This is a genomic window from Achromobacter sp. EG18 (assembly GCF_059759395.1).
Genome location: NZ_CM186213.1, coordinates 5269361 through 5283292, shown reverse-complemented (window position 1 = coordinate 5283292; position 13932 = coordinate 5269361). Strand labels below are relative to the sequence as shown.

Sequence of the window (13932 nt, the reverse complement as noted above, 5' to 3'; positions counted from 1 at the left end):
CCCGGCTTGCCGGGGGTTTTTCTTTGCGCGCGCGGCTTGGCGGGCCGGCGCCGGCGCGAGCCGGCATACGAAACAAAGCACTACAACCCAATACAAGGTGTGCGCGCAAACACCGGCATCTACGTTAAGCTACGGGTTTACCCCACGCGACGATTCGACATGAATTTCGACTGGAACAACCCCTATCCCACGACGCGCACACCGGTCTTCGCCCGCAATATCGTCGCCACCTCGCAGCCATTGGCGGCGCAGGCGGGGCTACGCGTATTGGCCAACGGCGGCAACGCGGTGGATGCGGCCATCGCCGCGGCGGCGACGCTGACGCTGACCGAGCCGGTCAGCAACGGCCTGGGATCGGATTGCTTCGCCATCGTCTGGGACGGCTCGAAACTGCACGGCCTGAACGCATCGGGTCCCGCGCCCATGGCCTGGAACCCGGATTATTTCCGCCGCAGGCATCAGGGCGCGATACCGCCCCGCGGCTGGGACAGCGTCACGGTGCCGGGCTGCGTCGCGGGCTGGGCGGCGCTGCATGAAAAACTGGGCCGGCTGTCGTTCGCCGACGTCCTCGCGCCCGCCATCGATTACGCCGAGCGCGGCTTCGCCGTCAGTCCGATGGTGCATCGGAAATGGGCGGCGCAGGCCGACGTGCTGCAACCGCAGCCAGGCTTCTCGGAACACTTCCTGCCGCGTGGACGGGCTCCGCTGATCGGCGAGCACTTCATCCTGAAAGGCGCCGCCGCAACGCTCAAGCGCATCGCCGCAAGCGGCGGCCGTGATTTCTACGAGGGCGAAACCGCCCACAAGCTGGTGGCCCACGCACAGGCCCATGAGGCCGCCATGACGCTGGCCGACCTGCGCGATTTCGCGCCGGAATGGGTGACGCCGATCAGCCAGTCGTACCGCGGCCACACCCTGCACCAGATTCCGCCGAACGGCCAGGGCATCGCCGCCCTGATCGCGCTGGGCATCCTGCAGAACTTCGACCTGGCCGCACGGCCCATCGACCATCCCGACACGCAGCACCTGCTGCTCGAGGCCATGAAGCTGGCCTTTGCCGACGTCTATGCCCACGTCGCCGACGCCCGCCACATGCGCCTGGCGCCCGAGCAGATGCTGCGCGCCGACTACCTTGCCGAGCGCGCGCGGCTGATCGATCCCAACGTCGCCCAGGCGTTCGCCTGCGGCCACGCCCCGCAGGGCGGCACGGTCTACCTGACCGCGGCCGACCGAAGCGGCATGATGGTCAGCTTCATCCAGTCGAACTACATGGGCTTCGGTTCGGGCGTGGTGGTGCCGGGCACCGGCGTCAGCCTGCAGAACCGCGGCCACTGCTTCAGCACCCAGGCCGATCATCCCAATGCGGTGGCCGGCGGCAAGCGCCCATTCCACACCATCATTCCCGGTTTCCTGATGCGCGACGGCGCGCCGGTGATGAGCTTTGGCGTGATGGGCGGCAACATGCAACCGCAGGGCCAGGTGCAGACGCTGGTGCGCATGCTCGACTACGGCCAGCAGCCCCAGGCGGCCTGCGACGCCCCGCGCTGGAAGTGGAACCAGGGGCTGGCGGTCGACGTGGAGACCTCGATGCCCGCCGCCGTGACGCAGGGCCTGCGCGCGCGCGGCCACGTGCTTGAAGGCATCGACGACCCGTACATGGATTTCGGCTCCGGCCAGTTCATCTGGCGCCTGGGCGATCCCGCCGTCGACGGCTACGTCAGCGCCAGCGACAGCCGTCGCGATGGACTCGCCGCCGGCTATTGATTGCGTTAAGGTTACTGCCTCAGGTTTTCCTTTCCACAGCGGAGTCCCCTGCATGGCATCGATCGGTACCAAGAGCTACGACGCGGTCGTGGCCCAGAAAGTCGCATTCCTCGGCCTGGGCGTGATGGGCCTGCCCATGGCCGGCCACCTGGCCCGCGCTGGGCACGACGTCACCGTCTACAACCGCACGTCTTCCAAGGCCCAGGCCTGGGCCGCTGAATTCGGCGGCCGCAGCGCCATGACGCCGCGCGAGGCGGTCGCGGGCGCGCAGATCGTGTTCGCCTGCGTCGGCAACGACGATGACCTGCGCAGCGTCACCCTGGGGCCCGACGGCGCCTTCGCCGGCATGGCCCCGGGCGCGGTGTTCGTCGACCACACCACCGCCTCGGCGGACGTGGCGCGCGAACTTTACGCGCAAGCCAAGGATCTTGGCCTGAACTTCATCGACGCCCCGGTGTCGGGCGGCCAGGCCGGCGCGGTCAACGGCGTTCTCACCATCATGTGCGGCGGAGAACAGGCCGTGTTCGACGCCATCAAGCCGGTGGCTCAGGCCTTTGGCCGCGCCGTGACGCGCGTGGGTCCGCCCGGAGCCGGCCAGTTGGCCAAGATGGTCAACCAGATCTGTATCGCCGGCATCGTGCAGGGCCTGTCCGAGGCCGTGGCGTTCGGCCAGGCAGCCGACCTGGACATGAAGCTGGTGCTGGACGTGATCAGCAAGGGCGCGGCGCAGAGCTGGCAGATGGAAAACCGCGGCGGCACCATGGTCGACGACAAGTTCGACTTCGGCTTCGCGGTGGACTGGATGCGCAAGGATCTCGGCCTGGTGCTGGCCGAGGCCCGCCACAATGGCGCGCGCCTGCCGCTGACGGCGCTGGTGGACCAGTTCTACGGCGACGTGCAGAAAATGGGCGGCGGCCGCTGGGATACTTCCAGCCTGATCAAGCGCCTGCGGGATTGAACGCCCGCCGACATGAAAAAAGCGGACCTGCCGGGTCCGCTTTTTCGTGGCGTCAGGCGGCCTGCCGCGAGACTTGCGACGGCGCCAGGTCGAGCGCGTCGATGCGCTGGCGCGCCAGTGCCACGCCTTCGAGCGCCGCGACTTCGCCCATCGCCATGCCTTCGGCGGCGATAAACGTGACTTCATCCATGCCCAGGAAGCCCAGCATCTGCCGCAGGTACGGCGTCATGGTATCGGCGGGCGTGCCTTCCGCCTTGCCGCCGCGCGCGGTCAGCACGAACACCTGCTTACCCTTCACCAGGCCCTCGGCCACGCCTTCCGGCGTATAACGGAACGTGACGCCGGCACGGGCCACGTGGTCCAGATAGCTCTTGAATTGGGCGGGCAGGTTGAAGTTGTAGACCGGCACCGCGAACACGATGCGATCGGCCTGCAGCAGTTCCGCAACCAGCGCGTCGCTGCGTTCGACGATGCGTTGCTGCTCCAGCGTACGCGCATCGGCGGGCGTGAACAGGGCGCCGGCGGTCGCGCCGTCGAAGTACGGCAAGGGCTCGGCGCCGATGTCGCGGGTGGTGATGACGGCAGCGGGATTGGCCTGCTTGATGCGGGCCACCATGTGATCGGCCAGCTCCTTGCTGTGCGAGCGGTTGCCGAGAATCGAGGAAAGGATGACGAGGGTCTTCATGACGTGATCTCCAGTGCGGACCGCGAAGGGCGCGGGTCCTGAATGCATGGCGTCACTGTAGACCGCTTAATTGATCACATAAACCCGGGTATGATGAACTATTCGTTCCAGGCATAGAACAATCATGCAAGATCTAAACGACCTCTACTATTTTTCCCAAGTCGTCGAACAAGGCGGTTTCAGCGCGGCGGCGCGAGCCCTGGACATTCCCAAATCACGCCTGTCGCGCCGCATCTCGCACCTGGAGGAAAGCCTGGGCGTGCGGCTCCTGCAACGCACCACCCGCCGCCTGCGCCTGACGGCCGCCGGCGAACGCTATCTGCATTACTGCCGTGAAATGGCCGCCTCGGCGCGCGCGGCCGACGACGCCATGCGCCAGTTGCAGTCAGAACCCACCGGCCCGGTGGTGGTCAGCTGCCCGGTCTCTATCGCGCAGGACGTGCTGGCGCCGCTATTGCCGGAATTCCTGGACGCCTGGCCGGCCATTTCGGTGCAGTTGCTGGTGACCAATCGCCGCGTGGACCTGATCCGCGAAGGGGTGGACCTGGCACTGCGGGTGCGCACCAAGCTCGATACCGACGCGGAACTGGTGGTGCGGCACCTGGGCACGGCGCGCGGCACGCTGGTGGCCAGCCCGGGCTACCTGCAGCGCCACGGCGCGCCCGACACGCCCCAGGACCTGGCCTCGCACACCACCCTGAGCTTCAGCGATCCGCAGAACGAGGTGCGCTGGCCGCTGCGCAACGACAAGGGCGAAGAGGTGCACATCGAACTCAAGCCGCAGCTCTCGTGCAACGACTTCATCGTGCTGGTGGAAGCCGCCGTGCGCGGCCGCGGCATCGCGTTGCTGCCCTCGATCGCGACCCAGGAAGAACTGCGCCGCGGCCAACTGGTGCCGGTACTGCCGCAGTGGCAATCGCCGGAAGGCATCGTCCACTGCATCTATCCGTCGCGGCGCGGCATGATGCCGGCGGTGCGCACGCTGCTGGATTTCCTGTCGCAGCGCCTGCCCCCCACCTATCAGCGGCTGGAGAAGCAAGGCGCCACGGCGCCCGCCGCTCAGTAGCCGCGCTCGCGCTCGACCACGCCGGTGATGGGTTCGCCGCGCATCAGCCGGGCGACCTTGCCGGCGATCTGCTCGATGCTTTCGTCGCGCAGCGTGCGGGCGGCGATGTGCGGCGTGACATGCACGCGCGGATCGCGCCAGAAAGGATGATCCTTGGGCAGCGGTTCGGTGTGGAACACGTCGAGCGTGGCGCCGGCGATTTCGCCCTCTTCCAGCATCTGCACCAAGTCTTCCTCGACCAGGTGTTCACCACGGCCGACGTTGACTAGGTGCGCCTCGGGCAGCAGTTGGCCGAGCGTGCCGCGGTTGAGGATGCCACGGGTGTCGGGCGTGAGCGGCAGCACGTTCACCAGGAAGCGGGTGCGCGCCAGGAAGGCCGGCAAGGCGTCCTGCCCGGAGAAGGACTCCACGCCGGGGATCTCGCGCGGCGTGCGCGACCAGCCCGCCACCGGATAACCGAACTCGGCCAGCGTCTGCGCCACGCGCGCGCCGACCTGGCCCAGGCCCAGCACGCCCACCGGCCAATCGGCCTGGCGCGTGCCTTCGCGGGTATCCCAGTGCTGGCGCGCCTGCGACTCGTCGAAGGCCTGGAAATCGCGCGACACGCGCAGCAGCGCGTAAAGCGCGTACTCGGCCATCTGCACCGACATGCCGGCGTCCTCCAGCCGCACGATGCGCACGTGCGGCGGAATCTCCTTCATCTTGAGCAAGGCGTCCACGCCCGCTCCCAGGTTGAACAGCGTCTCGATGCCGGTCTCGTGCTGGAACAGCTCGACCGGCGGCTTCCATACCAGGGCGACCTCGGCGCCGGATGGCGGGCCGTCGGGATTCCAGACGGAAATGCGACAGCCGGGCATGGCGGCTTGCAGGCGCGGGACCCAGACGTCGGGGTCGTGCAGGGGGCAGGCGAAGAGGATATGCATGGCGTAGATCCGGACGGGCTCGGGAAATCGCAAGCATGGGGGAAGACGGCGCACAAATCAAACGGCCCGGCGTGAACGCCGGGCCGTTTGCGCTGCGGACAATGCCGGGGGTCAGGCCGCTTGCGGCAACTGCGGCTTGTTCTTGCCGCGGCTGCGGCGCGCGAAGGCCCACAACTGCAGCAGGATCAGCAAGGCGCTGGCGGCAATGAACCAGGCGCTGATCGGGCGTTGCACGAACACCGCCAGGTCACCGCGCGACAACAGCAAGGCGCGGCGGAAGTTCTCTTCGACCATGGGGCCCAGCACAAAGCCGAGCAGGATGGGCGCGACCGAGAATTCCAGCGTCATGAGGATGGCGCCGATCACACCGAAGGCCAGCACTTCCCAGATCTGGAAGAGGCTGTTCTGGGTACTGAACACGCCCACCGCGATGAAGAACAGCGCCGACGGGAACAGGTAGCGGTACGGCACCTGCAGCAGCTTGACCCAGACGCCGATCAGCGGCACGTTGAGCACCATCAGCAGCACGTTGCCGACCCAGAAGCTGGCGATCAGGCCCCAGAAGATGTCCGGATGCTCGGTGATAAGCTGCGGGCCGGGCTGGATGCCCTGGATCAGCAGCGCGCCCAGGATCAGCGCCATCACCGCGTCGCCGGGGATGCCCAGGCTCATCGTGGGGATGAAGTCGACCTGCGTCTTGGAGTGCGACGAGGCTTCGGGCGAGGCCACGCCCGCGATCATGCCGGTGCCGAACTTCTCGGGCGTCTTGGAGATCTTGCGCTCCAGCGCATAGGCCACGAAGGTGGTGATGGTCGGCCCGGTGCCGGGCATGGCGCCAAACAGCGTACCCACCGCGGTACCGCGCACCATCGGCCAGAAGGCCGTCTTCATTTCCTGCTTGCTGGGGCGCATGTCGCGCAGGCGCAGCTTGGCGCCGCTGCCGATGATGGTCATGCGGTTGACGCTCATCAGGAAGTCGGCAACGCCGAACAGGCCCATCGAGATCGCCACCAGTTCCAGGCCATCGGACAGGTCCAGCAGGCCGAACGAGAAGCGGATGGTGCCGGTGTTCACGTCGGTGCCGACCACGCCGCACATCAGGCCGAACAGCGTCATGGCCACGCCCTTGAGCGGCGAGCCGCGCGACATCGTGGCGCCGGCCAGCAGGCCCAGCAGCATGATCGAGAAGATCTCGGTCGGGCCGAACTTGAAGGCCACCTCGACCAGCAGCGGCGAGGCGAAGATCATGACGATGATGCCGACCGAGGCCGCGAAGAACGAGCAGATCATCGTGATGCCGAGCGCCGTTCCCCCCTTGCCCTGTTTGGTCAGTGGATACCCGTCTAGACACGTCACCGCGTGCGGCGGATGCGAAGGCAGGTTGAGCAGGATCGCGCCGATGGCGCCGCCGTACTGCGAGCCGTAGAAGATGCCGGCCAGCATCAGGATGGCGGGCACCGGCTGCATCACGTAGGTCAGCGGCAGCAGGATCGAGATGGCCGACAGCGCGCCCATGCCGGGCAGCACGCCGATGAGGTTGCCCACCAGCACGCCGAAGAACGACCACATCAGGTTATGGAGCTGGAACGCGACGCCAAAGCCGTACCAGAGATCGGTCAAAGCTTGAGAAATCATGGCGTATCAACCCCAGCGAAACAGCGGCAGCTGCAGTTGCAGCGCCCACCAGAAAACCACCACCGCGATCACGGACATGCCGATCGACAGCACGAATGCCTGCTTGACCGTGTTCTTGCGGTCGCCCAGGGCGGAGATGAACACGATGGCGAACGTGGCGGGCAGCAGGCCGCCGTAGTGGCCCAACAGCAGGAACGCCAGCGTCCCGAGCAGGATGCAGACGCTGCCGCGCAGGTCCGGCAGGCCGTGCGCGTGGCCATCGCCCGGCGCGGGCGGCGTGGATTCGCCGGAGCGCGCCGAGATCGCGATCAGGATCCCCGTCAGCGCCAGCAGGCCGCCCAGTGCCGCGGGGAAGAACCCCGGCCCCATGTGACTGAGCGTTCCGATGTGATAGTCCGTACCACCGTAGATCGCCCCCAACCCGACAAGGACCATCAGCGCGCCGCCGTAGTAGTCCTTTCTATTAATTGTTTTTTGCACTTCCATCCTCCTGGAGCAGGGCCGTGCGGGCCCTCGGGATGGCGCCAAGAGCGTGCGCCATCCGGCTCTTTACAACAAGCCGGCTGGCAGATTACGGAAGGAAGCTGCTAATTCGCTTTCTATGCGCTGTCGCGATCCTGAATCCGGGGGTTATCCCTGATGGAGAAAGATGCGTCGCGCCACGCGGCTCGGGGCGATGGAATGAAAGCTTGGCGGAATTATTGTTCGCCGGTGAACTCGACGTCGGCGGGACGCGGATACTGCGAGACGGTCGTGGCCAGCGGCAGCCACAGCACAGAAGCCAGGCCGACCCCGCCCTGCGCGTTGGGCTCGCCGTCGCGCAATTCGATGTCGCCATCGTTGCGGCGGGCATAGGCCCGGGCGATGGCCAGTCCCAGGCCCGAACCGGAGGATGCCACCGGTTTGTCGGTCCCGACACGCTCGAAGCGGGCGAAGGCGCGGGCCCGCAGGAGCGGCTGTAGCCCGGGGCCGTTGTCGGACACGGCCACCTCGGCACGGTTTTCGACCCGGCTGACCGATACCGTGATGCGCGCCCCGACGGGCGCGTAATGGATGGCGTTGTGGACCAGGTTGGACAAGGCCTCATGCAATTCGGCTTCGCTGCCGGAGACGGGCGCGCCGATTTCCTGGCCCTGCGCGTTGACGGCCTGCACCCAGCCCAGGTCCTGTTGCTTTTCGTGCGCCAGCGGCAGGTACTGCAACACCACCTCGCGCGAGACCGCGTTCATGTCGAGCAGTTGGCGCGGCAACTGGTCCGCCTGGTTGGCGTGCGCCAGCGACAGCAATTGCTCGGTCAGGCGGCGGGTGCGGCCCAGTTGGTCGACGATGGCGCGCAAGCCTTCCTGGGCCCGCGCCGGATCGCGTTCGCGCAAGGCGTATTGCGCCTGCGTCAGCATGATGGCCAACGGCGTGCGCAACTGGTGCGAGGCGTCGGCCAGGAAATGCGACTGCTCTTCCAGCACGCGGCGGTAACGGGCGATGTGGTGATTGACGGCGTCGACCAGCGGCGCAACTTCGCTGGGCACGCGGGAGGCATCGAGCGGGGTCAGGTCGTCGGGCCTGCGGTTGCGGATGTCGGCGCGCAGGCGGCGCAGCGGTTTCAAGGCCCAGGACACCCCCCACCAGACCAGCAGCACCACGAGCGCCAGCATGCGCGCGTCGCGCAGGATTTCCTGGCGCCGGGCGCTGTTCTCGGCCTCGATGCGCTTGCCCGTGCTTTCGGCCACCAGCACCAACACCTGGCGATGCACGCCCTGGTAATACAGGTCGCGCACCAGCGATACCACCCGCACCGGGTCATTGCGGTAGACCCCGTCGTAGAACACCGGCGGCCCGTTGGAGCGCGGCCAGCTTGGCGGGCGCGGCAGTTCGGGCATGCCCAGCAGCGTCTTGCCCTGCTCCAGGGGCACCGGCGCGCCGTCCGGCAAGGGCGGATCGATCTGTTCGATGCGGAAATACTTGCGCAGCCCGGCGCGCGATTCCAGCATGACCTGGGCGTACAGCGGCGTCGCCACCTGGAGCGAGCCGTCGGGCGTGAATTCCAGGCTGCTTTCGAGGACCCGGGCAGGCTCAACCAGCGCGCTGTCGTAGGCCTCGTTGGTGATCTCGGACAGGGTGCGGTAGTCGTTCAGGCTGTCGATGACCAGCAGCGCCACCACGCCGGGCAGCAACAGGATGATCAGCAGCGCGCGGATGCCGACCCGCGGCAACCCAGGGATCCGGAGGCTCACGAGGGCGTCAGGAGTCGGCGGCTTCGCTGGCGACGCTTTCCAGCATGTAGCCGAGCCCGCGCACCGTGACTATGCGCACGTCGCTGCCGGCCAGCTTCTTGCGCAGGCGGTGCAGCACCACCTCGATGGCGTCCGGATTGGCCTCGCTATCGTGGGTGAAGACCTTGCCGAACAGTTGCGACTTGTCCACCGGGTAGCCGCTGCGCGTCAGCAGCGCCGCCAGGGCGGCATGCTCGCGCGGGGTCAGGAACAGGAGGGAGCCGTCGAGCGTGAAGGCGCGGCTTTCACTGTCGTACGACAGCGATCCGCACTGCAGGCGCGGATGCTGGCGGCCGCGGCTGCGGCGCACCAGCGCGGTCAGGCGGGCTTCCAGTTCTTCCAGGGCGAACGGCTTGGTCAGGAAATCGTCAGCGCCCAGGTTCAGGCCGCGGACCCGGTCCTGCAGGGCGCCCTGGGCGGTCAGCAGCAGCACCGGGGTGCGGTCATCGCGGTTGCGCATCTCACGCAGCACCACCAGGCCGTGCTTGTCGGGCAGGCGCAGGTCCATGACGATGGCGTCGTACTCGGTGCCCGCCATGAAGGCCTCGGCCGTGCGCGCGTCGGCCGCGTGGTCCGGCACGAAGCCGCTTTGCGCGAGCGCGCGCATCAGCCAGGACGCCATGTCCCGTTCATCTTCAACCAACAATATGCGCATGACCGTCCGTTCCTTCGGGCAAGTTCTCCGCCGCCCGCTGCCCATGCACGCGCTGACGCAGGTAGCGGGTTTCGTGATGACGCCGAAAGAGGATTGCCGACAACTCGTTCAACGCCTGGGTATAGACGTCCCGCTTGAACTCGATCACGGCATCCAGCGGCACCCAGTACTGGCTCCAGCGCCAGGCGTCGAATTCCGGATGCTGCGTCGCGCGCAGGCATACGTCGCTGTCACGTCCCACCAGGCGCAACAAGAACCAAATCTGCTTTTGTCCTTTATAGTGGCCACGCCACTCACGCCGGACGAAGTGATCGGGCACGTTATAACGTAACCAATCGCGTGTACGCCCCAAAATACGGACATGCTCGGGCTTCAGGCCCACCTCTTCATGGAGCTCGCGATACATGGCCTGCACCGGGCTTTCGCCGTACTTGATGCCGCCCTGCGGGAACTGCCAGGCATGTTCCCTGATACGCTTGCCCCAAAAGACCTCGTTTCTGCTATTGACGAGAATGATGCCGACATTGGGGCGGTAGCCTTCGCGGTCAAGCATGGGCCACCCCCACCGAATTCAATACAATTACAGTCGATTATACGTATCTGCTGCCACCTTTAAACATGCGCGCATCCAACTACCATATCAACACCCTGAAAGAAGCCCCTTCCGAAGCCGAAGTCGCCAGCCACCAGCTGATGACCCGGGCCGGCATGATCCGCAAGCTCGCGGGCGGCATCTACACCTACATGCCGCTGGGCCTGAAGATCATCCGCAAGGTCGAGGCCATCGTCCGCGAGGAAATGAACGCCTCGGGCGCGATCGAACTGCTGATGCCGGTAGTCCAGCCGGCCGAACTCTGGATGGAATCGGGCCGCTGGGAGCAGTACGGCGCCGAGCTGCTGCGCATCAAGGACCGGCACCAGCGCGATTTCGTGCTACAGCCGACCTCGGAAGAGGTGATCACCGACATCGCCCGCAACGAGATCCACAGCTACCGTCAGCTGCCGCTGAATTTCTATCACATCCAGACCAAGTTCCGGGACGAACGCCGCCCCCGCTTCGGCCTGATGCGCGGCCGTGAATTCACCATGAAGGACGCCTACTCCTTCGACCGCGACGAAGCCGGCGCCCAGAAGAGCTACGACAACATGTACGCCGCGTACATGCGCATCTTCGGCCGCCTGGGCCTGGAATTCCGCGCCGTCGCGGCCGACACCGGCTCCATCGGCGGCACCCGCAGCCATGAATTCCAGGTGATCGCCGACACCGGCGAAGACCTGCTGGTCTACAACGCCGATTCCGACTACGCCGCCAACATCGAGCTGGCCGAGGCGCCCGGCCTGTACGCCGAGCGCGGCGCGCCCACCCAGCCCATGGCCGACGTGGCCACCCCGGGCGCCGCCAAGTGCGAAGACGTGGCCCGCCTGCTGGAACTGCCGCTGGAGCGCACGGTGAAGTCCATCGTCCTGGCCACCGATGGCGACAAGGGCAAGGTCGAGATCTGGCTGCTGCTGCTGCGCGGCGACCACGAACTGAACGAGATCAAGGCCAGCAAGCTGCCCGGCCTGGCCGGCTTCCGTTTCGCCACCGAAAGCGAAATCGTCGAGCATTTCGGCTGCAAGCCCGGCTACCTGGGCCCGGTGCGGACCGCGCGCCCGGTGCACGTCATCGCCGACCGCACCGTGGCCAACATGGCCGATTTCGTCTGCGGCGCCAACCGCGAAGACTTCCACATCCAGGGAGTGAACTGGGGCCGTGACCTGCCCGAACCCGAACAGGTGGCCGACCTGCGCAACGTGGTCGCCGGCGACCCCTCGCCGGACGGCAAGGGCACGCTGTCGATCCAGCGCGGCATCGAGGTCGGACACGTTTTCTACCTGGGTAAAAAGTACTCCGAAGCCCTCAAGGCCACCTTCCTGGACGAAACCGGCAAGCCGGCCGTGCTGGAAATGGGCTGCTACGGCATCGGCATCACCCGTATCGTCGGCGCCGCCATCGAGCAGAACCACGACGACCGCGGCATCATCTGGCCGCGCGCCATCGCGCCGTTCGAAGTCGTCATCTGCCCGGTGGGCTGGGGCAAAAGCGAAACCGTGCGTAACACCTCCCTGAAGCTGTACGAATCGCTGCTGGCGCGCGGCGTGGACGTCATCCTGGACGACCGCGACGCCCGCCCCGGCGTCATGTTTGCCGAATGGGAATTGATCGGCGCGCCGCTCCGTGTAACAGTTGGAGAACGCGGATTGAACGACGGTGTGGTGGAATTGCAGGCCCGTCGGGAAACCGAAGCGGCCAAGATTCCGGTAGAGTCCGCGCTTGAAACCGTGCTGACGAAACTCGACACGCTGTAAACCTTAAAGTAACTACGGACTTTTCGCGTCCCGACCCGCATCATCGAATCTCCCATCGTGACCGATCCGAAGTCCACCGAATCCCTCCTGCAGGTCCGTGTCTACTACGAAGACACGGACGCGGGCGGGGTGGTTTTCTACGCCAACTATTTGAAATTCCTGGAGCGCGCCCGCACCGAATGGCTGCGCGACCTGGGAGTCAATCAATCCGACCTGGCCGTCGGCGAGCAGCGCCTGTTCGTTGTCCGCGCCCTGGACATGTCTTATCGCAAACCGGCCAAGCTGGACGATTTGCTTACGATACGCAGCCGGGTCACACGACTGGGCCGCGCTTCGATACACTTCGCGCAGCGCGCAGAACGGGACGGGGAACTGCTTGCCGAAGGCAATATCCAAGTCTGCTGCGTCGATGCCGTCAACATGCGGCCGGTGGAATTACCGGCCGACGTCCGCGCCAAACTGGAATCAATTCAGGAATAACCATGCAAGCCACCAACGACATGTCGTTGCTTTCGTTGATTTCGCACGCCAGCGTGCCGGTCCAGTTGATCATGCTGATGCTCCTGGGCATCTCGATCATGTCCTGGACGTACATCTTCGCCAAGCGGCTGGCCATCAAGCGCGCCCACGCCCAGACCCGCCGTTTCGAAGACGATTTCTGGTCGGGCGGCGACCTGTCGATGCTGCAGCAGGCGGTGGCCTCGCGCCGCGACGAGCAAGGCGCGCTGGCCCGCATCTTCGATGCCGGCATGACCGAGTTCCTGAAGGCCCGCCGCGGCAACGCCAGCAATGACGCCACCGCCGTGCTCGACGGCCCGCGCCGCGCCATGCGCGCCGCCTACCAGCGCGAAATGGACGCGCTGGAATCCCACTTGAACTTCCTGGCCTCGGCCGGCTCGGTTTCGCCCTACATCGGCCTGCTCGGCACGGTCTGGGGCATCATGCACGCCTTCATCGGTCTGTCGAACATGCAGCAGGCCACGCTGGCCTCGGTGGCCCCGGGTATCGCCGAAGCGCTGATCGCCACCGCCATCGGCCTGTTCGCCGCCATCCCCGCGGTGGTCGCGTACAACCGCTTCACCAACGACATCGATCGCATCTCGATCCGTTTCGACAGCTTCGTCGATGAATTCCTGAACATTCTGCAACGGCAGGTGCGCTAATGCCCTCGGTAAGCTCGCGCGGCAGGTCCGGCCGCCGCATGAAGGCCGACATCAACGTGGTGCCCTACATCGACGTGATGCTGGTGCTGCTGGTCATCTTCATGGTGACCGCACCGCTGATCACGCCGGGCCTGATCCAGCTGCCGTCGGTGGGCGCCGCGTCCGACGTTCCCGTCAAGCCGCTGGAAGTCCAGATTTCGGAAGACGGCAAGATCGCGCTGCGCATGCGCGAACCCGGCGCCACCATGCAGGACATTGCCCGTCCCGAACTGGTGGCGCAGGTGCGTTCGCGCATCACGGCGGAAACGCCGGTGGTGATCGCGGCCGACGGCAAGGTGCCCTACGAGACGGTCGTGAAGGTCATGGACGAACTGCGTACCAATGGCATCACCCGCCTGGGCCTGCTGGTGGACCAGTCCGCCGGCGGCAACCAGCCCGCCCCCGCGAAAAAACGCTAACGCGAC

14 protein-coding genes are annotated in these 13932 nt (G+C 66.3%); 7 read left to right on the top strand and 7 right to left on the bottom strand.

What is annotated here, in order from left to right; genetic code table 11:
* Nucleotides 1–159: 159 nt before the first annotated feature.
* Together AC6CR5_RS24430 and AC6CR5_RS24425 are read left to right on the top strand one after the other, a co-directional pair.
* Nucleotides 160–1764 carry a gamma-glutamyltransferase family protein gene (locus tag AC6CR5_RS24430; RefSeq protein WP_047993451.1) on the top strand — a complete coding sequence of 535 codons (1605 nt, stop codon included), beginning with the start codon at nucleotides 160–162 and terminating at the stop codon, nucleotides 1762–1764.
* A gap of 52 nt (nucleotides 1765–1816) precedes the next feature.
* Complete coding sequence (locus tag AC6CR5_RS24425; RefSeq protein WP_006388752.1) at nucleotides 1817–2722, top strand: NAD(P)-dependent oxidoreductase; 906 nt, start codon at nucleotides 1817–1819, stop codon at nucleotides 2720–2722.
* Nucleotides 2723–2774: 52 nt separating this feature from the next.
* On the opposite strand, the gene AC6CR5_RS24420 is transcribed toward AC6CR5_RS24425, so the two are convergent.
* On the bottom strand, nucleotides 2775–3407 hold the full coding sequence (locus tag AC6CR5_RS24420; protein ID WP_006388751.1) for an FMN-dependent NADH-azoreductase: 633 nt from the start codon (nucleotides 3405–3407) through the stop codon (nucleotides 2775–2777).
* A 124-nt stretch (nucleotides 3408–3531) separates the two neighbouring features.
* Between AC6CR5_RS24420 and AC6CR5_RS24415 the strand changes: the two genes are divergently transcribed.
* The gene (locus AC6CR5_RS24415; RefSeq protein ID WP_006388750.1) at nucleotides 3532–4473 is read left to right on the top strand and encodes a LysR family transcriptional regulator; all 942 of its coding nucleotides are present in this window, start codon (nucleotides 3532–3534) and stop codon (nucleotides 4471–4473) included.
* Here AC6CR5_RS24415 and AC6CR5_RS24410 read toward each other — a convergent pair.
* The 6 genes from AC6CR5_RS24410 to AC6CR5_RS24385 all read right to left on the bottom strand — a co-directional run bounded on the left by AC6CR5_RS24410 (nucleotide 4467) and on the right by AC6CR5_RS24385 (nucleotide 10509).
* Entirely contained in the window at nucleotides 4467–5396 is a 930-nt protein-coding gene (locus tag AC6CR5_RS24410) for a 2-hydroxyacid dehydrogenase (RefSeq protein ID WP_047993452.1), read from the bottom strand. The genes AC6CR5_RS24415 and AC6CR5_RS24410 overlap by 7 nt on opposite strands.
* A 111-nt stretch (nucleotides 5397–5507) precedes the next feature.
* Entirely contained in the window at nucleotides 5508–7031 is a 1524-nt protein-coding gene (locus tag AC6CR5_RS24405) for a tripartite tricarboxylate transporter permease (protein ID WP_047993453.1), read from the bottom strand.
* A 6-nt stretch (nucleotides 7032–7037) separates the two neighbouring features.
* Nucleotides 7038–7517 (bottom strand): tripartite tricarboxylate transporter TctB family protein, encoded by a 480-nt coding sequence (locus AC6CR5_RS24400; protein ID WP_006388747.1) that lies wholly within the window; start codon nucleotides 7515–7517, stop codon nucleotides 7038–7040.
* A gap of 212 nt (nucleotides 7518–7729) precedes the next feature.
* On the bottom strand, nucleotides 7730–9262 hold the full coding sequence (locus tag AC6CR5_RS24395) for a sensor histidine kinase (protein WP_026382455.1): 1533 nt from the start codon (nucleotides 9260–9262) through the stop codon (nucleotides 7730–7732).
* Nucleotides 9263–9269: 7 nt separating this feature from the next.
* On the bottom strand, nucleotides 9270–9956 hold the full coding sequence (locus AC6CR5_RS24390) for a response regulator (protein WP_020925157.1): 687 nt from the start codon (nucleotides 9954–9956) through the stop codon (nucleotides 9270–9272).
* Nucleotides 9937–10509, bottom strand: a complete 573-nt coding sequence (locus AC6CR5_RS24385; RefSeq protein ID WP_006217428.1) for an RNA pyrophosphohydrolase — start codon at nucleotides 10507–10509, stop codon at nucleotides 9937–9939. Before AC6CR5_RS24385 ends, AC6CR5_RS24390 begins: the two co-directional genes overlap by 20 nt.
* A 65-nt stretch (nucleotides 10510–10574) precedes the next feature.
* On the opposite strand from AC6CR5_RS24385, the gene AC6CR5_RS24380 reads away from it, so the two are divergent.
* From AC6CR5_RS24380 to AC6CR5_RS24365, 4 genes are read left to right on the top strand one after another with little or no spacing between them, the layout of a single operon-like run.
* Entirely contained in the window at nucleotides 10575–12305 is a 1731-nt protein-coding gene (locus AC6CR5_RS24380; protein ID WP_054446655.1) for a proline--tRNA ligase, read from the top strand.
* Nucleotides 12306–12362: 57 nt separating this feature from the next.
* Nucleotides 12363–12785: a tol-pal system-associated acyl-CoA thioesterase gene (gene ybgC / locus AC6CR5_RS24375; RefSeq protein ID WP_006388743.1), complete on the top strand. Its 423-nt coding sequence runs from the start codon at nucleotides 12363–12365 to the stop codon at nucleotides 12783–12785.
* A gap of 2 nt (nucleotides 12786–12787) precedes the next feature.
* Complete coding sequence (gene tolQ / locus AC6CR5_RS24370) at nucleotides 12788–13468, top strand: protein TolQ (RefSeq protein WP_006388742.1); 681 nt, start codon at nucleotides 12788–12790, stop codon at nucleotides 13466–13468.
* Complete coding sequence (locus AC6CR5_RS24365) at nucleotides 13468–13926, top strand: ExbD/TolR family protein (RefSeq protein ID WP_006388741.1); 459 nt, start codon at nucleotides 13468–13470, stop codon at nucleotides 13924–13926. Before tolQ ends, AC6CR5_RS24365 begins: the two co-directional genes overlap by 1 nt.
* Nucleotides 13927–13932: the final 6 nt, after the last annotated feature.